Annotated in this window: 21 protein-coding genes, 1 tRNA gene, 1 pseudogene and 1 CRISPR repeat array; of the genes and pseudogenes, 3 read left to right on the top strand and 20 right to left on the bottom strand. The window is 46.4% G+C overall.

Annotated features, from left to right (window positions below):
- Window positions 1–4: 4 nt before the first annotated feature.
- Window positions 5–208 carry a helix-turn-helix transcriptional regulator gene (locus ABD852_RS03135; protein WP_345026557.1) on the top strand — a complete coding sequence of 68 codons (204 nt, stop codon included), beginning with the start codon at window positions 5–7 and terminating at the stop codon, window positions 206–208.
- Window positions 209–445: 237 nt separating this feature from the next.
- A CRISPR array of direct repeats spans window positions 446–2,826; the repeat unit is 29 nt; unit sequence GTTTCAATACCTACAGGTGCAATTGATAC.
- A 196-nt stretch (window positions 2,827–3,022) separates the two neighbouring features.
- Here the strand turns inward: ABD852_RS03135 and ABD852_RS03130 are convergent.
- The 11 genes and pseudogenes from ABD852_RS03130 to ABD852_RS03080 all read right to left on the bottom strand — a co-directional run bounded on the left by ABD852_RS03130 (window position 3,023) and on the right by ABD852_RS03080 (window position 12,609).
- Complete coding sequence (locus tag ABD852_RS03130; protein WP_345026556.1) at window positions 3,023–3,313, bottom strand: CRISPR-associated endonuclease Cas2; 291 nt, start codon at window positions 3,311–3,313, stop codon at window positions 3,023–3,025.
- A gap of 88 nt (window positions 3,314–3,401) precedes the next feature.
- A complete protein-coding gene (locus tag ABD852_RS03125) occupies window positions 3,402–3,569 on the bottom strand; it encodes a hypothetical protein (protein WP_345026581.1) in 168 nt (55 codons plus the stop codon).
- A 36-nt stretch (window positions 3,570–3,605) separates the two neighbouring features.
- A pseudogene (gene cas1 / locus ABD852_RS03120) lies at window positions 3,606–4,414 on the bottom strand (CRISPR-associated endonuclease Cas1); the annotation flags it as partial.
- Window positions 4,415–4,553: 139 nt separating this feature from the next.
- Window positions 4,554–4,718, bottom strand: a complete 165-nt coding sequence (locus ABD852_RS03115; RefSeq protein WP_345026580.1) for a CRISPR-associated protein Cas4 — start codon at window positions 4,716–4,718, stop codon at window positions 4,554–4,556.
- A gap of 47 nt (window positions 4,719–4,765) precedes the next feature.
- A complete protein-coding gene (locus tag ABD852_RS03110) occupies window positions 4,766–5,104 on the bottom strand; it encodes a Dna2/Cas4 domain-containing protein (protein WP_345026555.1) in 339 nt (112 codons plus the stop codon).
- 13 nt (window positions 5,105–5,117) lie between these two features.
- Window positions 5,118–7,538, bottom strand: a complete 2,421-nt coding sequence (gene cas3 / locus ABD852_RS03105) for a CRISPR-associated helicase Cas3' (protein ID WP_345026554.1) — start codon at window positions 7,536–7,538, stop codon at window positions 5,118–5,120.
- Between the two features lies 1 nt (window position 7,539).
- Entirely contained in the window at window positions 7,540–8,442 is a 903-nt protein-coding gene (gene cas7p, locus ABD852_RS03100) for a type I-PGING CRISPR-associated protein Cas7/Csp1 (RefSeq protein WP_345026553.1), read from the bottom strand.
- A gap of 47 nt (window positions 8,443–8,489) precedes the next feature.
- Complete coding sequence (locus tag ABD852_RS03095; protein ID WP_345026552.1) at window positions 8,490–10,100, bottom strand: hypothetical protein; 1,611 nt, start codon at window positions 10,098–10,100, stop codon at window positions 8,490–8,492.
- Window positions 10,097–10,879, bottom strand: a complete 783-nt coding sequence (locus ABD852_RS03090; RefSeq protein ID WP_345026551.1) for a hypothetical protein — start codon at window positions 10,877–10,879, stop codon at window positions 10,097–10,099. The genes ABD852_RS03095 and ABD852_RS03090 overlap by 4 nt, the downstream gene beginning before the upstream one ends.
- Before the next feature lie 17 nt (window positions 10,880–10,896).
- Entirely contained in the window at window positions 10,897–11,580 is a 684-nt protein-coding gene (locus ABD852_RS03085) for a CRISPR-associated endoribonuclease Cas6 (protein WP_345026550.1), read from the bottom strand.
- A gap of 84 nt (window positions 11,581–11,664) precedes the next feature.
- Complete coding sequence (locus ABD852_RS03080) at window positions 11,665–12,609, bottom strand: helix-turn-helix transcriptional regulator (RefSeq protein WP_345026549.1); 945 nt, start codon at window positions 12,607–12,609, stop codon at window positions 11,665–11,667.
- A gap of 136 nt (window positions 12,610–12,745) precedes the next feature.
- Between ABD852_RS03080 and ABD852_RS23030 the strand changes: the two genes are divergently transcribed.
- Window positions 12,746–13,249 carry a transposase gene (locus ABD852_RS23030; RefSeq protein WP_425568754.1) on the top strand — a complete coding sequence of 168 codons (504 nt, stop codon included), beginning with the start codon at window positions 12,746–12,748 and terminating at the stop codon, window positions 13,247–13,249.
- On the opposite strand, the gene ABD852_RS03075 is transcribed toward ABD852_RS23030, so the two are convergent.
- Complete coding sequence (locus ABD852_RS03075) at window positions 13,250–14,665, bottom strand: glycosyltransferase (RefSeq protein WP_345026548.1); 1,416 nt, start codon at window positions 14,663–14,665, stop codon at window positions 13,250–13,252.
- Window positions 14,632–16,158: a glycosyltransferase family protein gene (locus tag ABD852_RS03070; RefSeq protein WP_345026547.1), complete on the bottom strand. Its 1,527-nt coding sequence runs from the start codon at window positions 16,156–16,158 to the stop codon at window positions 14,632–14,634. The genes ABD852_RS03075 and ABD852_RS03070 overlap by 34 nt, the downstream gene beginning before the upstream one ends.
- 599 nt (window positions 16,159–16,757) lie before the next feature.
- Here ABD852_RS03070 and ABD852_RS03065 point away from each other — a divergent pair.
- Window positions 16,758–17,996: an ATP-binding protein gene (locus ABD852_RS03065; protein ID WP_345026546.1), complete on the top strand. Its 1,239-nt coding sequence runs from the start codon at window positions 16,758–16,760 to the stop codon at window positions 17,994–17,996.
- Window positions 17,997–18,185: 189 nt separating this feature from the next.
- Here the strand turns inward: ABD852_RS03065 and ABD852_RS03060 are convergent.
- From ABD852_RS03060 to ABD852_RS03030, 7 genes are all read right to left on the bottom strand, one after another.
- Window positions 18,186–18,263: transfer RNA gene (locus tag ABD852_RS03060), tRNA-Val, on the bottom strand.
- A gap of 75 nt (window positions 18,264–18,338) precedes the next feature.
- A complete protein-coding gene (porT, locus tag ABD852_RS03055; RefSeq protein WP_345026545.1) occupies window positions 18,339–19,076 on the bottom strand; it encodes a type IX secretion/gliding motility protein PorT/SprT in 738 nt (245 codons plus the stop codon).
- Window positions 19,025–19,747 carry a bifunctional demethylmenaquinone methyltransferase/2-methoxy-6-polyprenyl-1,4-benzoquinol methylase UbiE gene (ubiE, locus tag ABD852_RS03050; protein WP_345026544.1) on the bottom strand — a complete coding sequence of 241 codons (723 nt, stop codon included), beginning with the start codon at window positions 19,745–19,747 and terminating at the stop codon, window positions 19,025–19,027. The genes porT and ubiE overlap by 52 nt, the downstream gene beginning before the upstream one ends.
- Before the next feature lie 102 nt (window positions 19,748–19,849).
- Window positions 19,850–21,319: an MBOAT family O-acyltransferase gene (locus ABD852_RS03045; protein ID WP_345026543.1), complete on the bottom strand. Its 1,470-nt coding sequence runs from the start codon at window positions 21,317–21,319 to the stop codon at window positions 19,850–19,852.
- A complete protein-coding gene (locus ABD852_RS03040; protein WP_345026542.1) occupies window positions 21,309–22,268 on the bottom strand; it encodes a glycosyltransferase family 2 protein in 960 nt (319 codons plus the stop codon). Before ABD852_RS03040 ends, ABD852_RS03045 begins: the two co-directional genes overlap by 11 nt.
- A 6-nt stretch (window positions 22,269–22,274) precedes the next feature.
- Window positions 22,275–24,038, bottom strand: coding sequence for a hypothetical protein (locus ABD852_RS03035; RefSeq protein ID WP_345026541.1), 1,764 nt, complete (start codon window positions 24,036–24,038; stop codon window positions 22,275–22,277).
- Window positions 24,022–25,488 (bottom strand): DUF6056 family protein, encoded by a 1,467-nt coding sequence (locus ABD852_RS03030; protein ID WP_345026540.1) that lies wholly within the window; start codon window positions 25,486–25,488, stop codon window positions 24,022–24,024. The genes ABD852_RS03035 and ABD852_RS03030 overlap by 17 nt, the downstream gene beginning before the upstream one ends.
- Window positions 25,489–25,579 lie beyond the last annotated feature (91 nt).

Below are 25,579 nucleotides of genomic sequence, written 5' to 3'. Positions count from 1 at the left end.
ATTTGTGAAAAACCTGATTAAAGTCGGGCGGGCCCGCAGCAATATTACCCAGGCGGAGTTGGCGGATAAGGTGAAGGTCTCCCGGCAGACCATAAACTCGATTGAAACGGGGAAATTCACCCCTTCTACGGTGTTGGCTCTAAAGATTGCCGAGGTTTTGCAAGTTAATGTTAATGAGTTGTTTCAATTGGAGGATTCCGACTGGTAGAGGTTTGAGTTGATAAGCAATATTAGCGTGGAAGGCTGCTCAAAAAGCATCTCAGGATTCGTCTGTTCGTTCTCGGTCAGCAATCGAATCAGGTAATTGATGAATTCAATCTGGATAGACGAAAGAGGTGAGTGTGACAAAAAAACAGAGCCTCACGGGTCGAGAAGCTGTCCATCCCCAATATACTCGTGCGATTGATAGCTTCCGGTAGCTGGCCAGAGTTGCAGCATCCACGACGTCTCAATACCTACAGGTGCGATTGATACGGTCGATCCATCCGCCTCGTCGAAAGGTATGTCAAGTATGTTTCAATACCTACAGGTGCGATTGATACCATTATGCGAAAACGAAGAAAACCCCGAGGCATCATGTTTCAATACCCGTAGGTGCAATTGATACCGAAAAATGGCGTTGGCAGCCAGCTCCCGGAAGCCGTTTCAATACCCGTAGGTGCAATTGATACCGATGCGCAGTCGCTGGGAGAAGTCCCGGTAATTGGAGTTTCAATACCCGTAGGTGCAATTGATACTGGTGGTACGCCCGCAAGTTCCTTTGGTCACTCACGTTTCAATACCCGTAGGTGCAATTGATACAAATTCGCCACGCTTATTCGTATGGAAAGTACCATCGTTTCAATACCCGTAGGTGCAATTGATACTGTATTATGTGACTCTCTTGCCGGGTACCTATAGTAGTTTCAATACCCGTAGGTGCAATTGATACTAAAAAGCGTGGCGCCAAGGCAAGAAAAACTTCAAGGTTTCAATACCCGTAGGTGCAATTGATACGAGTTTTCATACTTTTAAAAGATCCGTTGTTTCCGTAGTTTCAATACCTACAGGTGCAATTGATACTTTTTATCTAATTCTCGTTGTCCTCCGTATACGTCTGTTTCAATACCTACAGGTGCAATTGATACGGCAGCGCTGGAATATCTACCCCGGTGAACATAATGTTTCAATACCTACAGGTGCAATTGATACGCCGTTCGCGGCTTCAACGCCGACTGGACTACCACGTTTCAATACCTACAGGTGCAATTGATACCTGGGCACGCCTACCGATTTTGTGCCTTTTAATCCGTTTCAATACCTACAGGTGCAATTGATACATAAATGGGGCCGCGACTCATCGGGAAATAAGGTAGTTTCAATACCTACAGGTGCAATTGATACTGACGTCGACAAGATTGACAAATCAAAAATTTACGTGTTTCAATACCTACAGGTGCAATTGATACGAGCGCGGAAGGTCTGGAATAATGTAGAACTCACCACGTGTTTCAATACCTACAGGTGCAATTGATACGAAAGATATGTATAGTACGTGCTAATGCCGAAGCCCGTTTCAATACCTACAGGTGCAATTGATACAAGCCATTATGACGAAATCGCCGATTCTGATTCTCCAGTTTCAATACCTACAGGTGCGATTAATACTTGGGGCCGTGGGTTTTCAGTTCGTTACAAAATTTAAGTTTCAATACCTACAGGTGCAATTGATACTCGGCTCGACCGGTTTTGTGTTCGCGAATTCCGAAGTTTCAATACCTACAGGTGCAATTGATACGAGTTTTCATACTTTTAAAAGATCCGTTGTTTCCGTAGTTTCCATACCTACAGGTGCAATTGATACTGATCGAAAAGATATCAGCTGCTATTACGAGGGACTAGTTTCAATACCTACAGGTGCAATTGATACAATAAGCAACCAAAAAACAGTATCAAATTATTAAAGTTTCAATACCTACAGGTGCAATTGATACCGTGACTGAGCTGGTGTTACAGTGCTGAGCTCACTCAGTTTCAATACCTACAGGTGCAATTGATACTAGTTGGTCAGCCTCAAAACGAACCGCATGTCCTCCATAAGTTTCAATACCTACAGGTGCAATTGATACGCGGTCGTACCCTAAAAGGGGGGCAAGCTTAAAATGGTTTCAATACCTACAGGTGCAATTGATACTAAAGTCAATTCTTGTGATATGTCGCGCGTCGAAATAGTTTCAATACCTACAGGTGCAATTGATACGGACCAACTCCTAAGTTTCCCCACCGGCCACGACGAGTTTCAATACCTACAGGTGCAATTGATACCGCTGAACGAAGGCTGGGAACCTGATTGGAGCAATAGGTTTCAATACCTACAGGTGCAATTGATACTATGATCTTCCGTCGCACAATTATCTCCGAGGTTCGGTTTCAATACCTACAGGTGCAATTGATACTAATCGAAGCGGACGGCTGGTACTTCGATTCGCAGACGTTTCAATACCTAGAGGTGCAATTGATACGGCGCGTTGTACATTTTCCTCGACTACCATCAGGGGTTTCAATACCTAGAGGTGCAATTGATACAAAAAAAACAGATCTTTTGTCCGGCAAAATTTGAAAGTTTCAATACCTAGAGGTGCAATTGATACCTGGTGGTCTTGTCTGGAACGCGCTTGAAAAGAGAAGTTTCAATACCTAGAGGTGCAGTTGATACTTGGAAGCGAAGCGGAGAGAAAGTGTGGAGGGAGTATGTTTCAATACCTAGAGGTGCAATTGATACAATTGGTAACTTGCTAAAAAAAGACCATGAACGAGAGTTTCAATACCTAGAGGTGCAATTGATACCCACTGCAAAAATATCGATTACAGCTAATCAGCACCGTTTTTATTCGGAAAAACGGATAAAAAAGTCGTCAGCCCGCGGTGTGGTGAAAATCTCTGCAGGCTGACGACTTAACTTTATGTGTTCATTTACAACTACTTGATTGGTTGGGATGAGCTTAATTCGCTTTTTGCGCTCAGAAAATCTACTCAAATTGTACTAGGCGACGACCTTGGCATTGCTTAACTTACAAAAAACGTGTACGTTGTCCTTTCTCCTTCCCCAACGCCACCCGTTCCGTGTAACGTTCATCCCGCATTTGGTAAAAACAACACCGTCACCCTCTTGCATCAGTTTTTCTGCTTCCAATTGTAGCGACTTGAATTGGGCGTGTGTTAATTCTCCTTCAAACACCGAATTCTGAATCCAGGTCAGGTAGCGCCGGAAAAGTTTTAGCATTTTTCCACCACGCTTTTGATCGACGTCATAAACTGCAATAAAATAGGGCATATAGTATCGGAATTAACCTCGTTGTGGGGCTATGAATTGTATTTAGTCAATATGTCAAAGAACGTGATTGTTCATTGAAGGTGTGTTTTTACCACCACATGTGAAGCCCCTCGTAGGGTTCTTTAAGTGGATCGTTCAGATGCTGGATCAGCTTGTAACATTCCAGCCTGATCAGCCGTTCGTAGGACACCTTACGATCCAGTAGCCGGTGCTGAACGGTCTGGCTCAAACGCTCGTCCCAATGTTGGACGAACACCTTTCGCCCGCTTTCTGACAGATAGCAGCCACCCAGGTGCTTTTCAAAATGCTTCGGTCCGATTTCTCCAGTTTTTAAAGTCTGAAAATCGCCCGGTCTACCAGCAATGGTTTGAACACTTCTGCAATATCCAGCGACAACGAAAAGCGTCGTTCACCCGGTTCGTGTAAGAAGGCAATCGTTGGATCTAAAGCCGTACGATAGATTTGCCGCAGCACGGTACTATAGCAAAGTGAATTCCCGAATGAAATCAGGGCATTCAGTTCGTTGGAGGGCGGCCGTCTTTCGCGTTTGGTAAAGGGGAATAAAGCTGATGTATTTTCTCCTAAAAAACAGGGCCACAATCGATAGTAGCGATCCCGGATACGACCTTCTACAGCCATGAGCGTCGGGATGTCAACTGCTTCGGGTAAAGCCTCTCGGTCGCGGGTAAGCGCTAAAAGTGTGGTCTGTACTGTCGTACGAGTCTCTCCCTCCAAACGAGGTTGATAGTACTTGATGACCCGCTCAATATTGAACAGTGCGGCTTCAACAATCGCCTTGGCCAGTACCAGACGTCTTTTGACATTCAGGTAAAACTGCGCCTGTCGCACTCTTAAATGCCCCGAAAGTTGGTTGTCACGAGGGTACAGTGTGGCCGTATAGTTTCCGTAATAGTCATAGAAAAATGCCGGAATGCCCTGCCGTCCCAGAAATGTAATGAGCTTCGAATTAATGTCTATTTCTCCGAACAAAAACAAACTGTCGACGCTTTCTACTGGGAAGGGGGCCCGCGGCCCATCGGCTTCTGCCGAAGGGAGTGCTTCATCGCCGGGAGAATCGTCGGGTTGCCTATCGCCCGTCATCCTTTCCAGCGCCAGTGTATTGTGCTGCCGTTTCAGACGTCCGCTGGAAAATAAGTAATAGGGTCGTTTCATTTTGATGTAGTTTTTGTCACAGGCGGGATGGCTTCACTATTGTCCTTACATTGGTATAGAGAGATTTTTAGCCGAAACACAATTCTTCAAAAGAGCATTTCTTGCAGAGCTTTCGGTTGGTCAGCACTGGCGGCGGCGATTCTTGTTGGGCCAGATTATTGATCGAAGCAACCATTTGCTCCAATTCTGATACATGAGTCTGATCTAGTGTTACTCCTTCGGTCCGTTTCAGAAGTGGATAATCCAGCTGCCCTGTAAAAGGCGACCCATCGGCTTGTTTTATACCGTTGCGATACAGTAGCCCAAAGGTAGAACCGCACTTGCACAGCTATGTGCCTCTTCGCAGGAGCGGCTTTTTTTTGTTTCGTGCAATACCCCTTGCTTCAGCTTCATACGGTCGATTTTGCCAATAAGTGGTGTGCCGTCCGGGGCTTCAGCCTCAATTTGAAACTGCTTGTCGTCGCGAGAGTAAGTAGCTTCGTCGAGCAGCCGCCCCAAAGCCACAGCATCCGATTCCTGCTCCATCCAAATCCCCCGCAACGACCACCAGGTCTTACGCGGGCACAGCCGATAGTATCCGATCAGCATTCCGCCGATGCGGGGGGAGGGGTTTTTCATTGATTGCATTGTACTAGTCTATAATGCCTTTTGCACGGTCTATCTTCTCTCCTTTGCCTAAAGTCGCAAGGCCTGTATCCGACTGATAAGTTCCTTTTTCTACAACCCATAAGACTTCAACTTCGCCATCATCGCCAATTTGATATTTAAGCGGAATCAATTGCTCCAATCTCCTGGCTTTCTCTACAATGTAAATAGGACAACTAATCCCATGTTCGAGTTGGTATGAACGGAAATCATCCCAATTGTAGAAAGGATATACAGCTTTGTCATACTGATAACTTTCGGCGGATTCGGGCAACGAAACAAAGACAGTTTCCTGGGCGGGTATATCACGGCTTTTCCATTGCCCGGAAACGGATGCATCCTCTTCGTCAGTGTATTGTGCCGGAACGATCATCCAATTTGCTCGCATCAGATCTTTTAGCTTTTTTTGGTTCACTTTGATCCAACTTTCAAACCCGGATTGTATCGGATAGAGACCATTCACATAGTTCACAAAATCGTCTGCAGTAACTTGTTGGGGAACTTCGTCGAAAAGCTCCTTTAATTCACTCAGCGTTTTTGTAAATGCCTCAGCCGGAAGCCAACCCGCACCTTTTTGCGGTTCGCCGTAAGGAGCAGGATAGGTTTCTCCATTTTTTATCGGTTCTACGACATACAACACCCCGCCGACAGCGGATAAATCGAACCGATCTAACCGGCCGGCCCGCTGAGTCAATCTATCCCAAGGGCAAACATCGGATAGCATGGTTGGGGCGCTGATGTTTACACTCATTTCTCCTATCTGGGTTAAAATGGCAATCCCTTCCGCTTTACCACCAAGCCATGCCTCTTTGCCTAACGCCTTGAGCAAATCCGATTCGATGTCCTTCTTATGTGGCTCTGTAAAGCGGCTGTGATAAAGGATCGGCAGGGGACCGCCTAACTCTTGCTGATTTTTAAACCATTTATAATAGGCATATGCTCTGTCTACAGTATTTGCGTAAACGATGCCGGTTCTTTGACGAGTCATGCCTTTTAATATGCCTTCTACGTCTTCGGGGGCCTCCGCGTTACCCCGCCAAACAATAGCGCGTTTGGGTGACTTTTTCTCTGTCGGGGCCTCCAGTATTTTATCTGTGTTCTCATTTAAGCCATACAATGCCAGCGACGAATCGGGCACAGTGGCACTCATAATCAAAACGGGAACTTTTAAGATTTTGAGCGTCTCCAGCAATACCAATAAATTGGCCTGAATGAATGGATCATAAAAATCTGCTTCATCAAACACAACGGCACTATTTGCCAGAAAAAAGAAGGTGCTGTGATGATCTTCTTTCGTTCCTGTAAGAGAAAGCAACAAATGGTCGATCGTACAAACTGTAATCGGAGTCACAAGCAATTGAGCTAGTTTGTGTAACTCACGAGCAGCATTTTTTTCGGAATCTGAAATCCCTCCGTACCGACTATACCAGGCGCTTGAATGATAAAGGCCAGTCGAACCGTAATTCTTGCTTTTGTCGATGCTCATCGCGAGCGCATTGGAAGTAAAGCGGGTGGGCATTACTAAAACAAGTCGATCGGCGCGCCCGTCTTCAATTTGCTTCTTTGCCCAAAGTAATGCGGCATCCGTTTTACCGCTACCTGTCGCTGCGCGCAAAATGCTAAGTAGCTGTTGAGCCGCAAGCTCTTCGGCGAGTATTTGGACTCCATTTTTTGCAGTGTAAGGAAACTCGTAGGAGAAAGCTTCGGCTTCAGGTACAGATTCACCGCTCTCCAAGCGGCTGGCTCGTGTATCCGCCAATCGAAGTAAAGCCCGAACTCCGGCAATTTTGTAGCGTTCAATGACTTTCTTATGCCATTCTTGCTTGCCTTCTTCCCGAGCGAACAGTTTTGATTCTCTGATAAGTTTCTCCCATAGTGCGGAAAAAGGTCCCTTTTTTTCTGATCTGTGTTTGCCGTCCGTTCGCCACCGTTCTTCATATCTATTCCCCAGTTTTCCGTGATGGGCAGCGATAGCTACCATTTCAGCGAGACTCAATGGATCTGAATTTTCAAAATGGCTTAGCGCCTTTTGAAGTGAGTCGAATTCGTGCCTTAGTTTCGCATGCATCAGGTGCGGACTGCTACTGATTTTACGCTGGCGCATCTCTTTTTCGAAGCGTTTAAAATCAAGTGCGTTCACCTTGTCAGGCGGCAAGCCGTTATTTTGCCGCCATTTTTGGTATAATTCATAGTCCTTTTCGCAAGCAGTTCTCCACTGCTCGTGCAACTTCCCCGCATCGTGCCACCAAACAGCCCTTTTTACCTGCTTGCGGAGATCGCCCTTGGTCAGCAGTTTGTACTTTTCACACCAAAAAGAATCCTCGGGCAAAAGCTTTTCTGCTTCTTCCAAAACATGTTGTCGATGTTCATGATAGGTGATGCCGGAGGGCTTGGCAAGAGGTTCCATACTAAGACGGGCTTGCGGGATTGTATAATTCGTTGGCTGAAATTGCGTCAAAGGCTCTTCGGTAGGCTTCGTCGACGCTAATCACTGAGGCATCGGTATCGTCGCCGAGGAAGAAAATTGCTTCTCTATTTTTTAGTTCCTCCAAAATCCGCTCTTTCTCAACGTCTGATGATGCAATAAAATAGCGGCTTGCTTTTCGGCTCATCTTAGTGTCCAAGACGATCAATACCTTTTGAGGTTCTCCAGTAGTAGCATTGCGGGCTTGATTAGCATAATCAGTCATAGACCGGGTTGCCTCCAGAAATAGTTTTACACGGCGGTGCCGCTCACCGGGCTTGTCTGCCAAATGGTCTGAATAACTCGTACTTAGATGAGATTCATTGCCTCCATATTCGAAAAGCTTGGTGATACCAACCGCCGAAACATCTAAATGAAAACTCATATTCATTAAATCGCTCTCGCTAAACTCGTTGGTAGCTAGTGCTTGTTTACTTTCTGATTCCTTATTTTCATTCATTTTCAATCTTACTAACAGATCTCGGCTAATTTCGCTAGTATCGAGGGCGACAGCAGGAGTTGCCGATACAGGAGCAGTACGTCGCCCCGAATAGTTTTCCTTATTCGTGTGCAAATAGCCCCCCAAATCACTACGTAAATCTGTTTTCACATCCGCTGAAGTGCCATCACTGTTGGCAACATATGTGCCTATTCCGTTGGGATCGTCTTCGTTGATGCGTTCGATGGCGCTAAATAACACGTGGCGTTGCATTTGTCCGGAAATGTAAACTCTGCCATCCCGACGACGTTTTATAGACGAGGCGTTCCCTAACAATTTTTCGCCGCGATTAGCTGCGTGATCATTCATTGGAGCTAAAAGTGTAACAGTGATTGACTTGATCTTCATTTTCGTTATGGTTTTAAAGCTTTATAAATCAATTTAAATCAGGATGCCTAGTCGTTCAACGGGCCGCTTTCATCGGCCGACGAATTTGTCTTATTGCTATCAGGTTTTTCGGACGGCACGTAGGAATTCAGTCGCATAAATGCCGTTATCAATTCCTGTGCTAAAGAAGTGTTGTCTTTTGTGGGTAACCAGCCCGCTATTGCTTCCATAAATAAACCAGCATCTTCATCAATTTCATAGCCAGTTAGTCGCCCTGAAATTGTATTCATTTGAGAGAGCAACGCAACCGGGCTCTTCGTGCTCATTATTGTACTTTCAAATTGTACCAAAATGCGGTTTTTGTATTCACGCAAGTCTCTAGGCGTCCGACCGTTATTTACATCTTCCTCTTTTTCTTTTTTTGCAGCTCTGTAAGCTGCACGATTAAGGGATTGTCCATATGCACGAGCTGACTTTATCAGTTCAGGGGACAAGTTTTTGTGTTCTGTTGCCATATACTGCTCAATTAACGGTGATAAATTATTTGGGTATTCGGCCCGAGTGGCCAGGAAATCGCGAAACGCGGGTTGGGAAAACTGTTGTAAAAACCGGTCAAAGAAAAATTTGTATAATTTGAGTTTGGGATCGTCTATTTTTTCAACCCCCAATAATTTTGCCTGGTGCGCTGATTGAATAAGATCCGCTAAATCGTCCTCCAACGCAATTTTGACTAAATGGTGTCCGAAGGACTCCTGACGATTCTCTTCATAAGAAATTATGTATAGCGGGGCGCCTGCCAACAAATCGAGCACACGAGTAGCGAAAGCAGCACGTGTATCTCCGCGAAAAGTTTCCCCCATCTTCGCCCATGCTCCAATAGCTGCTACCAGTGAGACTACGCCCAGAGAGCCATCACGTGGAGCATCCGGATAGTTACCCCTGAAAATGGGCGGTCGGCGGTACTTCCTGTCTTTCGGGTCTATCGTACTATGAAATGGAGAGGAACTCTCTTTGAAATCCTTTCCAACTTGGTACTGTAAATCAGCAAACAGTCGAACGAAGTCGATTAGTGGGTTAGAGTTTACTCCAATTAATGGTAAGTCAGGTATTACAGTAGTATTTGACGCCCCTTTAGTCCCAAACACCTGAGCCGCTGGTTTGTACTCGGTGAGGGTTGTGATAACAGTAAAAGCCGCTTCAAGAAGGTTGGCTCTAGGTTCAGCCATAGACTGTTTACCATTGTTTATTTTCGATGTTAAAGGGGCATAGGATCTTTTTAGTTTCTGCTGCGACTTCAGTAGATCCTCTTCTTTCGTTTTCAAAAGCAGATCTCGAATTACCCGAGCTTCTGCCACGGTATTTGCAGACGACTTGTCGTTAGTAATAATATGTGGTGCCAAATAGTAGCCATTCCCTGCTGTTTGTCCACTCTTCTGCCCTGGGTCCACTTTGATTCCTTTTAGGTAGTCATATTTCAGAACGGTATTAGCTTCGTTAAGTGGGTTGTTCTCTGTACGTAAAGTATAACGATTCAACGCCCGATCAATAGATTGCGCGGCAAGTAGGGCAATCGTTTTAAGATCGGTCAAATCATCCAAATTATATTCATCCCCCATTCCCAACAAGGCTGCGGCTACCCCATACCTCGGATAGGGGTGTAAGAAATCCAGGTTGATCATATTTCTTGATAGTTTACTTCTACCCAACCATCGTTAGAGCCCAGGTACAGAGGCCCAGCTGGGTTTTCAAATGCACAGTGTAAGAGTTTTGAAAGCGTTGCGGTTGTATTCAAACCTATCAAATAGGGGCGCGAGGGTATTACGTATTCCCTTACAGTTGGGCTTACGTAGTACTGAGGAAATTTTGAACGAATAGCTGTATACTTAATTTTCGAGCCGTCGGGCAACTTGTCCAATTCATCCTCTGAATGGTTTTGAAACTCCGCACGATCCCCAAATTCGATATGTCCTTGTTTCTCTCGATTTAGCAGGTCAGAAAGCGAAGCATCATAATGTTTGCTGCCGCCGAAAAAAGAACGGCCCGTATCTCGTAATTGCTGAGACCACAAATCATCATAGACACTCACAGCCGGCTGGATTACTGTATCGGTAAATTTAACGTGGTACTGTAGAAGACTCAAGTATCCTACATCTGAGGTTTTGGGCTTACCCGCAATCCATTCGGAATTAATCCAATCGGTATTGTTTTTTAACTCTTTTTTGAGACGTTTTTTTAGTCCATCCATCATTTGTGTTCGCAAATCGTCGTGTAAGTGCCAACCGAGCGCGTTTTCGAGAAGTCCATATAGCATGTGATTAGTTGGATGAGGTTGGCTTCTATAGTATTTGCCCGGCTGTGCCGCCACCATCGATAACGGAGCTAAAGCTTCAATCGTTAATAAACCTTTTACCATCAATTCCGGCGGTTCTTCGAAAAATTGCAAGTCTATTGTTTTCATCTTACTTGAGAGTAGGTTTAAATTAGGGCACCGAAACCACTTCCAGTTAGGTCACCCAGTCCGACGAACCATGCAAATTCAATGGCTTCAGGAGTTCCCTCAACAATGACCGGGCACACACTGCCTTTGTGTTTAATATCTTTTCCTTCAGCCATACGCTTAGCCGTCATTACTTTTTCACGGGCTTTAGTATAGCTGCGGTCGAAACGAACTTTTACATTATGGTGCTTAGTGCCTAGTTCTGCCTTTTCCATTTTCTGGATAAGCTTGTTAGTAAGTAGAATGTCCGCACGAATATCGTTCCATAGTAGGCATTCGCGGCTCCCATCGGCACGTTTGTCGCGAACCAGTACGGCGCCGTCCACTGCAAACCGCATAGAAGATTCGAAACGTGGAGTTGGAACTTCCAAAGCTTTTTCGACAGTCATACCATAGGCAAGTTTTTTATTTTTTAAAATACCTTTGGCCAGTTGCCAGCCTAAATCGCTGTCGTAGAAGCCGAGATTCCATGTGGCTCCATGTGGGAAGTTTAGGTTTCGTCCTACTTTTTCTCCACCCTTCAACCAGCCGATACTGTAGAGGCTCAAATCATCGTGAATATCGTTTGGTCCAAGCCAACTGTGTAACGCGAAACGTAAATCCTGTAAATAGGAAAACGGCACCGGATAAATGTTGGGACTCAACACTAGTTGTATACGCATAACATTATTCTGTTTTGATGGATCAAAGATTGGAGGACATGACTCCCAAATTCTGGGAGTCATAAAAAAATAGATGAGAAAATGCTAGTATTTCAGTGCCGCCTTCGCAATCCGCTCCTTAATTCGTTCACGTAATTCCTCAGGCTCAAGCACCTCCACCATTTCTCCAAGCCCGAGGATTTCGATTTGTAACTCCATATTTAAGGATACAAACACTTCGAAATCAACATATTCAGAACATACCTGCGGGAGCTCCCGCTGAGAAGGATGTATCGGAAGCGACCGTAAGTAATTAGCTTGTAATGGGATAACTCGTAGTACCACTCGCACTGGCTCAGCACCAGGTGCTGAATTAACGCCAATCGCATGTTGGCGCATAGCGCGGTATTGATGGTTGCGATTTTGAGCAATATGTTGGTCTGTCAGTTGAAGCTCGGTCATTCGGTCCAACCCAAAAGTCCGCACTTGCTTTTTTTCGATATCCCACCCATCCAGGTACCAACGGTTTCTATATTCAAATAATAACCCTGGCTCTATCAAACGCGTGCGGACAGGCACCGAAATTGCATTGTACGTTTGGTACAAAAAAGATATGACGCGTTGCCCACGCAAGGCGTCCCAGAGAATGCGTAAATGTCTGATACCTGAAAAATTCGGATTTCTTTCTAATTGCAAATAGCGCCCAATCTCACGTGCGCCTGTCAACGTCTGATTGACAAACTCTACCCGTTCGCGACGTTCCAGCAGATCTAGAAATGCAGTGAAATCGGTAATATCTTCGTCGTCTTGGTTAATGTTAATATAGTAGCCGTTTCGTCGCTTATTGTATTTAATATCAACAGCATATTGCTCACTAATATCCTTTTTGTCACGCTCGAAAGAACTTTCGGAATAGTCCTTAAAGCCTTCTTCTCTTACAAGTTCGAACAATTTTTCTCTGGATGGATAAACAAAAGGCGGTTGTATGGCGCGAACTAAGCATACATGACGACGGAGGGTAGCTGCTAATGACAAAAGAAAATAATTCAAGTAATACAAAAGGGTCTCGTCGGAAATATAACTTTTGCTTTTTTATAATACAATTAAATCTTGAAATGTTTATTGAGCGGTAATTCGTGGTGATATTTTTAACTATCAATCACCGTCAACTGGTAATACGCGAATAATGAAGAGGAACGAAATGCGGTCTTTCGGAAATCCTACCGCTTTACGCAAATCATGGCCCCGGCGGAAATACAGGCTGCGGTCATTTTACCTGACCGAAGGGAATGTTGATGATCGTAACCCGAAACATATCAAGAAGATGACCGAAGAACTTTTCTGGAAAATGTATGCCGATAAAGGGTATCTCCAAAGCACTCTCGCAAATGTTGTTTGGCAACGGAATACAGCTGTTCACCAACTCAAAAAGAACATGAAAGGACATATCATGGAACTACGAGATAAAATACTACTCAGAAAAAGGACCATCATAGAATCGGTCAATGATGAGCTTAAAAATATGTGTCTGGTAGAACACACCGGACGCAGAAGTATTAATGGGTTTATAATGAATATGTTATCAGCGTTGACTACCTACTGCTTTTCCCTAAAAAGCCCTCTCTCAATATCGATTGGATGGAATCTAATCAACTATTCATTACAGACGCTTAAACCGAATTCACGTTAGTTAGCTTCTGAGTGGGATGAATTTGATTTTTTGTAGGGCAAAAAATGTCATTTTGAGTAATATCCACCCGTGCCGAAATCTCGATATATTAGTGTCTCCATAAGTTCTGGCCCTGTACCTGATCGGCACCTCTACTATTTTTAGCTGAAGTTTAGATGCTCCGAAAATGAGGTCGAAATCTCCAAAGGGGTCGAAGTTGCCGAAGTAATGACGGTTTTTGCTTAGCTTCTGATAGTTTTCTGCGCTAATTACCTTGGTCCCGCAAAGGGTGTCTTTGAGGGGCTGACCGAGTATCCATGAAAATGCCAGGCTGAAAAACTTATTGCCTATCAGGTTCAACGATCTCATAGCTTCGTTTTCCAAAGGATACACTAACCGAGTGCCGTTGATGTATTCGCCCCTTCCGGAGGCTATCGCCCGGTAAAACTTCGGCAAGTCCTCCGGAGGCACGGTCATGTCGGCATCCAGAATCATCAAAATCTCACCGCTGGCATGCGCAAATCCTTTTCTGACGGCATCACCCTTTCCTTTTCCTTCTTGTTGCGTCCATTTGATGTCGTGTGTGTCCAGGTATTTTTTACCCATTTTTTGAATTTCTGCCCAGGTTTCGTCTGTAGAGTTTCCTTCCACAAAGACAATCTCTGTATGGCTTCCCATTTTAGGCGTTCGTAGAATCAGTGACTCGATATTGCCTTTTTCATTTCTTGCCGGAATGATTACACTTACTGATTTTTCGGCTATCCGGCTGTGATTTTCAGGGATTTTTCTCGCTGTCATAAAGTTGACCAGCCCCAACTTGTTGACGAGCGGAAGCGGACCGACAAATGCATTCAGGATATTCGAAAGCAGCGGGAGGTAAAGTGGCGCAATCAGGTTTCTGGATTTGGAAACAATTTCGAAGCCAGTAAGCGTCAGGAGGTTGATAATGTCGTTTTGATCCAGCCAATTTTGCTTTTTTTGAGGCATCTTGAGACCAATGGCCTCCGCCAGGTTGAGGAAGGGGTACCAGAGAAAATTGGTTGTCGTAATGACAACCCTCGTCTTGTCGTCACAATGGTTACCGATACGTTCAAATACCTTCTGAACATCATAGAAACTACCTACACTGTCACTGATCAGAACAAAATCAAAAGTTCCTTCCACGCTAAAATTCTCCGGTTCGGAGAGATAGTAGGTGTTGTTGGGGCGATATTCTCTCGCATAGTCCAATTGAGAAGCCGAATTTGTCACGCCTACCCCTAGTCGCGGATGGAGTGCCTCCAGCAAGTAGCCCGTGTCACTTCCGATTTGTAAAATAGAAGAATCCGCAGGGATGAAGTACTTCAGGTACGTGACCAGGTAGCGGTAATAATAGGTATTACGCCTGATCCATTTTTCTCTTTCTATTCCGGTAAATTCGTCAATCGGCTTTCCCATAACTCGTTGATCCAAATGTGAATGTGGTTCCCTTTGAGAAGTATATAGTTTGTTTCAGGTACTTCGCAGTCGGCGGTTGATGATTGATCGGGTTGATGACCGCAAACATAGACTGCGGGTTGTCCGAGAAGCCATTCCTGGCGTTCGGGTCTGGCACCGTAGGATTTGTGAAAAATAGAAAGGTATTGTTCCGGGGCCACTACCTCAGCCCCTCTGGGGAGTTTCGAAGCGATTTTTTTGAGCAACCGCCGGTCTGCATCCGTTGGGTTATCGCTGCCGCTGAACGACAACACACGATAGAGTATCTTGCCAAGGTCTTTTCTGGTCTCTATGATCGGCCAGCTGTGAAACACCAGAAAGGCACTGAAAGTCAACTGGAAGATAGCACCCCACATAGGATAGGAAAGCGAAACCGGCTCCCGGAAGGCGGCTGTGCGAATGGCGAGGTAGAGGTAGCAGCTGAAGAAAAATGCCAGTATGCTCCCGGCCCTGGTCGGGTAGGGTAGTCCGCCATCAAAATCGGGGAAATAAATTAACCCCTCGATAAAGAACGCTATGCCAAGCACCGATAGGTAGAAGGCAAGGAAAAAAGACAGCCAGTGGCCCCCTTCGAGTTTTTTCAGGATAGGAATAAACGGAAGAATCAGAATAGCGTAGAAGAGAACAAGCGCCAGCATAAACTTGAGCAGGTAGTTGATCAGCTCCACTGGCTGTACTTCTGTAAGTACTTGAAGAGCTGTCATCACGCGGCTTGGCCCTGCACTTTTATACGATAGCAAAGCCATTCCTGCCAAAAAAATAAAGACTGAAACCGTGACAAGGAAGATATTGCGTTTAGAAAGAAGTAGTTGTCGTAAGGAGATATTGGGATTGTCGAGAAGAGAAGCTGTGATAGAAACAAATAGCAACAGCCCACAGATCAATATCGGTGCGGACTCCTTTATTGTTGCCGTTAGAAAAAGGAATATGCCTGCAGGGATCCATTTTTTTTTCGCAATAAACAAAGCCGAAAATCCCATCAGGGGGAAATAGTATTGTTCGGGATGCCAGCCGAAGACATCAATAAATACAAAATAAGCCAAAGGGCCGAGTCCGAAGAGTATGAGTGTAATCCATATCGTGCGTCGGTCGCGCCATCCGGCGATGGTGAGGCAGATTCGATAAAACAAGAGTCCTGTCAAAAGAACGTATGCTCCGAAAAGGCCGTATATGCCGGTCAGCCACGTAACCGGTCCTAGCAGAAGAATGAAAAAGTAGTTGTGTATCTTATCGTGGTATCCGTAGTAGGTGTCGTACAGCAGTGGTCTGCCCTCCATCCATCCTTTACTTAGCTGTAGCGCAATATGTCCGTCAGCGAAGCTTTGATAGGGAGACTGAATCTGCAGAGTTTTAAGCCCAAACCATACCATCAAAATCAAAAACGGTACGATGGCCAACAGTCCGATTTTTTTGCCGGGATTAAATCCAAAGCTTCTTTTACAGTTGGGAAACATCTGTAGGGGTTGACTTTCTAAGAAAGATAACGTGCTTTAAGACAATTGTTTATTCGCTTGCGTGTGTTTCGGCTATTCTGAATACCAAGGGGCAGGCGGTTTTAGAAATATTGCGAAATGTAATGAAAAATTTGTGTGAACAGATAGTTGCCGATGATTATTGATTAGTCGGTCGGGGACGATCCAGACCTGCGAGACAGATGGCTGCCCGGAAAATGGATAGAGATGAAATGAGGGAGAAGAGCTTGTTGATTTACGAAAAAAAAGAGGGGTCTCTGTCTGAGATCCCCCAAGGTGGGGATGAGGGGATTGAGGTCGAACACCTAGTTGGCTTTTTAACGTTTCTGGATATCATTAAACAATTGAAAACCAGCAATATATAAAACAACCGGGCGATTCCTTTATTGAAAGGTCTCAAGGCCGTGACGAGTGAGCTTCAGCCTGGTATGTATTGCGCACGGCACTCTCCTTTTATTTTTTGTTTCATCAAATCTAATGTGTAAGTTTACGAACTTGTAATGTACAAATACTCGGATATACAATGTATATTTTTACGGAATCATACTGGTAATTGACACTCAAAACAAGGCCGTACCCTCATGACCGACTATCCGAGATGGCAAAAATCCAACCTTGAGCAAGCGCTAACATCCCGCAGGGCAGTAGTTTTGACGGGGCCTCGTCAATGTGGAAAAACGACATTAGCCCGCAAGCTCGTTTCCGGTCGCAACGCATATCGTACGCTCGACGATTTGGCTGTGAGGCAGGCGGCCGAAAACGACCCTCATCTTTTTGTCGAGTTTGCCCCTGCGGGAGCCACGCTTATTATTGACGAGGTGCAAAAGGTTCCCGATTTGCTCCCCGCTATTAAGAAAGTCGTCGACCAGGACAACAGGCCGGGACAATTCCTTATTACCGGTTCAGCCAATATTCTGAATTTGCCAACGGTACAGGAGTCTTTGGCCGGAAGATTGGGAAAGATACGGCTTAGGCCTCTTTCGCAAGGAGAGATTGCTGGAAGTAATCCACTTTTCCTGGAACAGGCTTTTGAGCAAAAATTTCGGCGACCAACAATCAAAAGCAATCGAAATGACTTGGTCGAAGCAATATTTCAGGGGGGCTTTCCCGAAGCGCTGAGAATGGGGGGCAAAGTCCGTAGGAACTGGCATATCGACTATGTAGATGCTTTGATCGAGCATGATTTGAATGATATTGCCAATATCCGGCATACGGAAGTCATGAAAGACCTGGTGAGAGTACTGGCTGCGTGGTCTTCCAAATTCATGGATATTTCCTCTATTGGCTCCGGGCTTTCCGCTGATAGACGCACACTGGCCAGCTACATCAGCGCATTGCAGGCATTTTATATCGTCGAAGCTGTTCCGGCGTGGCGAAAAACTGATTATGACCGGCTTGGCAAGCAATCCAAACTCTTTATGGCCGACACAGGCATGATGACAGCTTTACTGGGATGGAGGCCTTCTGACTTTATTGATGACGCGGACAAAGCGGGCAAAGCCTTCGAAACATTTGTCTTTTGTCAGCTTGCTTCCGAGATAGACGCAGCAGCAGAAAGTTATTATCTCTATCAGTACAGAGATCATGACAAACGAGAAATAGATTTCCTCGTTGAGCGCGATGATCGCAACCTGTTAGCCATCGAAGTAAAGTCCGGCATTACAGTCAAAAAGACCGATTTCAAACATATAGTATGGTTCAGGGAAAATCTGGTAAAAAAAAGCACGGTAACAGGTATCATTTTGTATGCCGGAGAAGAGATTTTGCCATTCGGTGAAAACCTTTGGGCAGTACCTATCGACTGTATGTGGGCAAATTAGACACCTAACGATTAATGTCGTTCCCGGTCTCTGCCCTTCGTCTCTTCCTGCCCGTTATTTCTCCACCCGATAGCTGTCCTGATGCGCTCTCGGGTTGTCTGTCGTTAAAGTACTTCTTGTCTATCAACTGATGTTTTACTCCACACAAAAAAAGGAGTCACATTTTCATGTAACTCCTTGATTTTCAACTGGTGGGAGTTGAGGGATTCGAACCCCCGACCCTCTGCTTGTAAGGCAGATGCTCTGAACCAACTGAGCTAAACTCCCTTTTTGTTTTTAGGTGTGCAAATATTGCCGTTTGCGTCTTAAAACGCAAGTTTTCGTGATTCTTTTTTTGCTTTTTTATTCGAAATTCAGGTAAATCGAAACCGCGTGCGTAGTAAGTCGCTCAATACCAGGCGTGGTTTGCATGCCGGTCGATGGCACCATATTGATCAGACCGTGGGAAAAACGCAGCTCCGGCGCAAATTTGAAAAACTCGAAGAAGCGCTCCAAGCCGACGCCATAGTCAAGGGTAATGTCCGATTTATTGGTATTGAGCTGGTCTGCGCCAAAACGGATCTTGTTTTTCACGTTGGTTTCGAAACCGAAGGTAACCCCGCCGATCAGGTACATCCGCGTATTCACCCGGCGTTTGGATTTGTACTTCAGCAGCAAGGGCACCTCTACCCAGGTAGACTCCCTGATCTTGTCGCGCTTCGAGTTGGCGTACTGGTAGGTCAGGGTGCGGCCATACAGCGTCACAGACGGGGTGGTGCGGATGTCGAAATGCTCGGACAGTACCTTGCTGATCGTAAAACCCATGCGGAAGGCAGTCGTTACCGGCGAAAAAAGCGCCACCGTCGTGTCCGACACGTAGGCATCCGAAGTCCTTACGACATAGCGGTTAACCGGCATCGCAAACAGGAAGCCGAAATGAACAGGCTTATCGTCGTAAAATTCAAGGTGTTTTCTCACATAGCCCTGTCCCTGAGCGCCGGCATTTTCAGCACAACCAACCAGAAGAACCCCGAGCAGCGTAAGCTGAATTACTTGTGACCGATGTAAATTGAACAGATGCCGAATGTTAACTGTATACATTTCGTTTGGGTAAAGCCTGATCTTCCGAGAATAGCCAGGAAATCATTCCCGTCGGGAAAAGCCTGGACGGAATCGGGCAGATAGGTATATGCGGAGGTGTCTTTCGAAATGAGCCGCCCGATCAGCGGCAATATCCTTTTAAAATAGAAATAGTAAAGCTGCTTGAAGGGGAAGGCCTTCGGCTTGGAAAACTCCATTACGATGCAGGTACCCGCCGGCTTCATTACACGATGCATCTCACTAAGTCCTTTTTCAAGATTATCGAAATTACGTACTCCAAACGAAACGATAACGGCGTCAAAATAATTGTCCTCAAACGGCAGACTTTCGGAAGCCGCTTTCCTGAAGGAAATAATGTCCTGGTGACCGCCTTTCCTGATCTTTTCCTCACCGACCCGCAGCATCCCTTCCGAAATGTCAACGCCGATTATCTTTTCCGGATTCAGTTTCAGCGCTTCCAGTGCGAAGTCACCGGTACCGGTGGCCACATCAAGAATAACGCGGTTGGGCCGCTTTTTGAGGAGTGAGATTGCTTTTTTCCGCCAGTACAAATCTACTCCGCCGCTCAAAAGGTGATTGAGTAAATCATATTTGGGGGAAATATTGTCGAACATTTCCTCTACCTGCTCCCGCTTCGACGACTCTTTGTCTTTGTATGGTACAACGCTCATAATCCGGCTTCAATTCGTAAAAACACAAAAATAGCAGGTATTGCCAGGTTTTTCACATGTCCCGGTTGATATAGTTGCGGTCCGTGGCGCGTTCCGGCTCTTTTAAAACTGGAAATAAATAAACTGGTTGGACCCAAATATGCCGAAGAACATGATCAGCACGACCAGCGCCGAAAACAGCGCGACAGACCTCGCGGTATTTTTAGTGGGAATCTGCAGGTAGTATCGCTCTTTTACGAGGAGCACTACAATCAGCAGTACGCAGAACCACATTTCTGTGGCATTGAACGGCGTTTGCAGCGGATCGCCGAACGACAGCGTAAATATTTTTTTAAGGATCATCAAAGCCCTCTCTACCGGGGCTTTTACATTCCGGAAAAATACCCAGGCGAGCGTAACGAGCAGGAAGGTAAGCAACACGTTCCAGGCCCGGACTGCCCGGTTGCCGGGAAACAGGAGTCCCGCTTTTTTGAGCAGTTTCCGGTACCACTCGCCGCCAATGCTGAAAATGCCGTGCAATGCTCCCCAGATGACAAAATTCCAGCTGGCGCCGTGCCACAGGCCGCTTACCAGGAATACCGTGAACAGGTTAAGCTGTCGGCGTGCCTCGCCTTTCCGGTTGCCCCCGAGCGGAATGTAGATATAATCCCGGAACCAGGAAGAAAGTGAAATATGCCACCTTGACCAGAATTCCGAAATGGTCGCAGATTCATAGGGCGATCTGAAGTTTTCCATCAGCTTGAAGCCCATTACCCGGGCCGAACCGATGGCGATATCCGAATACCCTGAAAAGTCGCAATAGATCTGGAACGAATAAAACATGGTGGCCACCAGGAGCGAAAGCCCGTTCATTTCTTCCGGCCGTGCATAAGCATGATCCACAACCATCGAAAGGCGATCGGCAATCACTACTTTTTTGAACATGCCGAACGCCATCAGCATCAAACCGGATTTCAGTTTTTCGAAGTCGAATTCAAAATACTGGTGAAACTGGAAAAGCATGTTCTGCGGGCGCTCAATAGGCCCTGCCACCAGCTGTGGATAGAACATCACATACAGCGCGTAAATGCCGAAATTCCTTTCTGCCGGATGGTTGCCCCTGTAAACCTCTATCGTATAGCTCATGGCCTGGAAGGTATGAAACGACAACCCTATGGGCAACAGCACCTTGCCGTTGCCGGTCAGGAACCATTCTGCGACGGGCTCGGGCAGAAGGCGGGGGAGGGGCGGCACCACGTTGCGGGAAAATAGGGATTGCGTGATTTCGTTGAGCGAATCGCCCAGGAAATCATAATATTTAAAAAAGGCCAGTATCCCGATGTTGGATACCAGGCTGATAATCAGCAGTAGTTTTTTCCGCCCGGGATCAGTCGTTTTCTCCAGCCAGATACCCGCGTAGTAGTCGATTACAATGGTCGCAAACAGGATCAGGATAAAGACCGGTTTGAAAACCATGTAGAAATAGCAACTTGCCAGTAAAAGTAATATCCAGCGCCCACGCCAGGGTAAATTGAAATAGGCGATGGTGACTACGATAAAAAAAATGACAAATTGTATATTGTTAAACAGCATCCGGCTTCTGGTAATCGCAGTTTACAATTTCTTCCTTAATGATAAAAAGCGGCCGCTGCTTGGACTGGAAGAAGATACGCAGCACATACTCCCCGATAATCCCGAGCGCAAACAATTGTACACCGCTGAACAGGATGATCACGAACAGCAACGCTGTAAAACCTTCGATAATCTGGGTGAAAAAGAATTTCTTCACCAAAACGGTAATGAAATACAACAGGGCGATCAGGATGCTCAACCCGCCCATATTGGTCATAAATTTGATCGGGAATTCGCTGAAATTGAAAATGCCGTTGTAGGCCAGCCTGAAAAGCTGCTTGAAGCTGTACTTGGACTCGCCAGCCGCCCGTTCGTCGCGCTCGTAAGCATAGCCCACTTGCTTGAAGCCTATCCAGGAGCGCATGCCCCTGAGGTAACGGCTTTCTTCCGGCATTTTTTTCATGACGTCGGCCACTCGTCGGCTCACCAGCGCAAAATCGCCGCTGTCCAGCGGGATGTCAATATAGGAAATCGACTTCAAAAACCGGTAAAACAGGAAATACCCCGTTCTTTTCACCAGCCCTTCCTTGCGTTTTTTCCGCACAGCATACACCACGTCATTCCCTTCTTTCATCAGTTTATAAAACTCGGGCAGCAGCTCCGGGGGGTCCTGGAGGTCTCCGTCGATAATGAAGAGCCCTTCGCTACCGAGCGCGGCTGAAATCCCGGCAGACAGCGCCAGTTGGTGGCCATGGTTCCTTGACAAAAATACGCCGTGGTACCTTTCGTCCGTAAGCGCAATTTGCCTGATCATGTCCGGCGTCGCGTCGCGACTGCCATCATCAATCAGCACGACCTCAATGGAAAGAGGAGAGCTTTCCATCAGCCGGTTGAGCCTGGCTACCAGGTGGGGGAAAGTCTCGGCTTCATTGTAGAGCGGAGCGACAATTGAAATCTGTGGATTTTTCAAGCCTTTTTATTTTTTTGCAAAAATACTATTTTCATTCACATCCTTGTTTAAGGCCTGTTTTACGGCCTCATCGCTGATCAGGCCGCAGGTAACTTTGCCCGCTTCAAGTTGCAATATACCGATTTGGGCTGCCCTGTTTTTTACCAGGTCCAGCGGGAGGGCCGTATGTTTCACCCTTTCAAATTGCCGCAACCGGTTTTTTCCCTGGTAAGCCGACTGCTCGAATTTGAATAGCTCGATCTCGCCGTTGTGGCGTACAAAAGCATAGAAACCGTCGTTAAAACGCAGTTTATACGGCGAATTCTCCAGAAAAAGATGGAAGTTTACCTGGTCAGATTCTGTCCGTAGCGACACCGCTTGGCTATCAAAAACGGCTTGTGTTGTTTTCATCAATTCGAAGTACCCGGCATAGGTATCAGGGAAATGATAAATGTCCGCACGTGCCAAATCTTTCACCAGGGTGTCGGTGTATTTCCCCGCGGCTGAACCTTTTTCAAAGCCCAGTCCGAAGGCATTGTGTTCCTGGTTGTAGGCGTTGATCAACAGGTATTTTCTTCTTTCAGCAATGTGGGGAAGCTGGTAAAAAGCGCTGAGCAGCCAAATTGCGGCACTGACTACCGTAATTGCCCGGAAAGTGCTGAGAAAAACGGGCCTTTTCAACCGCAATGCCAGTAGCGCGAGGTAGCACCCGATCATAAAAAGAGCGGGATACAGTTTGTAGTTGCTTACCATCAGCACATCGAAGCCGAAACGAGGCCGCAGAAACCCGATGATGATTCCGTTGACAAATGAAAATGAAAGGATCCCCGTAACGAAATCCGTGTACACCCGGTCGGTTTCCAGTTGTTTTTTGATCCGTAGAACAACTGCCGGTATTTTTATCAAACCTTTCAGGTACGTCTGCAAAAAGGGTAATACCAGCCCGGAATACCAGGCCAGGGCAAAGCCGATCATAGCCGTACCGGCTGCCACCGGCAGCGCGGTTCTGAAGGTAATCGGGTTGCTTTTCGCAAAAAGATCGAAAAGTCCGCCCAGGAAGGCCGGGATACCCAGCAACGGCATGTAGGGGTGTTCGATAAAGTAAGCGATTCCGCTGTCATTACCCTGTGCGGGCATACCGTGAAGGTAGAAAAAGATGCCGGTTGCGCCGGCCAGCGACCAGATAACAAGCGGCTTCCAGTCGTGCCGAAGCAGCAGAACGATGAAACCCGCCGGCCATACGAACATACCGCTTCCAAATGAATAGTTGGCACAAAAAGCGGCGGCTATTGCCCAGGAGAATTTCCGGTTAGCCAGCAGGTACATGGCCGCCACCATGAAAAATACGGAAGTCTGGTGCTGCAGGCTGCAGATGGACCAAAGGAAAATCAGGTAGAACTGGAACTGGAAAAGCAGCAGGGAAACGGGCAGGAAGTAAATCGAAGCCAGGTTCAACTTCCGGAACATCCTGTAAAGCAGCCAGAAGGTGGCCAGTGTAAAGCAGGCCCCGCAAGCCTGCAGAAATACAAAATTAAGCTTGCCGGAAATCCAGAAGTACAGGAGCGTAAGCAACTTGGCCGGCACCATTCTGTGCTCGTTGTTGGGCTGAAAAAGCAGCCTTGTTTTTTCTGAAAGGCTCCCGGCCCTTGTCCATTTCCTGAGAAAATCGGCGAAAGGATCAAAGTCGTCAAACCAGGGAATATCTACGGAAAACACCGCGATGACCGCCAGCCAAATTACGGCCGGAGCCATTACCAGGGCGTTTTCCCACGATTTATTTTGGTGTAGCATGTGGCCCGGTCTCAACGAGATAAATGGCTTTTTTTCCGAAATAACCGGCCATACACCGGTTCCAGAGATGTTTCGGGTCGGGCTTAATATCCTCCAGGAACAACGTCTCGGGATGTACGGAAAGCGGTTGCAGGTAAAGTGTATCGGCGGTGGAATGCATCATAAGGTCGGTTCTTGCGGTCATTTCCCGGTCAAATTCCGCCGCTGAGCCGTCCCGGAGTTCCCGGTACATCAGGCGTGGATTGGCCGAGTTTGCAAAATGCCAAAGCACAACCGCCAGCAATACCGGTTTCAGCGCAAATGGAAATACCGGGAACCGTTCCGGTGCTATAATCTTGTTTTTAGCCAGGAAAGTATAGACCACACCCAGGTTATAAAACCAGCCCAGCAGGAAAAACAGGTACGCACAATTAATCATTCTCGGCGAAGGGAAAATGCCGATACCGTAATACGACGGGAATATCTGGGAAGCATAGACGGCAATGGCAACGAGCATGCTGTAAACCGGGTTCACATCGAAAAGCGGGTTAAATCCACCGTTTTTCATCTTTACAAAACCCGGGAGCGCAAACAGCCACAGCAGGGTGAAAACCAGCAGGGAGGGGCTCAAAATCCAGTCTTTTAAAAGCTGCGGCGTGAATTTCAGGGTTTCTACCAACGCAAAAAGGAAGTTTTTGCTGTGTGGATTACCCTCCAGCCGGACATTGTTGCCTACGGAAAGAAAAGAAAGCAGGGCGGTGAATATCCCCCAGAGCAACAGGAAAAAGCTCAGTCTATGAAACTTTCTCCGGAACAGCAATTCATACCCAAACCAGGCCGAAATCAGGATCATGATCACCAATACCAGGTTTTCACTTCCGCCGTTGATAGCAAAAACAAAAAAGAAAAGCAGAAACAGCTGTATTTTCCTCTGCCACGGAGATCCGCCGCCGGCAAAAGCAGCCGTTGGCGTGCTGTATTGAATAGCCACCGCCAGCCAGAGAATAATAAAGACTATGGAAACTGTATAGTTCGCTACGGCAGCGGTCCAGAAAAAGGCTTCGAGAATACTCGGAATCTTTAAAACAAAAAGAAAAAACAGCACTGATGTCAACCCCGTATTGACCAGCACGCCGGGGTTCGGGTTCAGTTTCCTGATCAGGAGATAAAAGGCGTACAGCAGGCCTGCATATACCAGCACCGGCATCCATTTGAAGCCGGCGAACCAATGAAAAAGAAGGGGATTGGAATGGTTGAGAAGGATGCCGAAATACCGGCCGGTCCACCCGGTATAGTTGGCCTCCATTGCCCCGAACCAGCCATACTTGAAAACAGTATCGATATAGCAGTAATCGTCAGCGGCAGAGGCATGGTTGTGCATTCCGAGATGCACCAGCGGGAAAAGCATCAGCAGAGCCAGGCCGATACCGGCAACGGACTCCCAGATGGGTTTTCTAAAGAATACAGTCATCTAACTATGGTCAATCAACTAGTCAAAACTAATAGAAATTGGGGGCAACGCAAAGAAAACCACGCTCAACGGCCTAAAAACCCCATTTGTT

It is taken from the genome of Ravibacter arvi, assembly GCF_039540405.1.
In the GTDB taxonomy this organism is placed as follows: Bacteria; Bacteroidota; Bacteroidia; order Cytophagales; family Spirosomataceae; genus Ravibacter; species Ravibacter arvi.
This window is presented reverse-complemented; position numbering and strand designations above follow the sequence as displayed.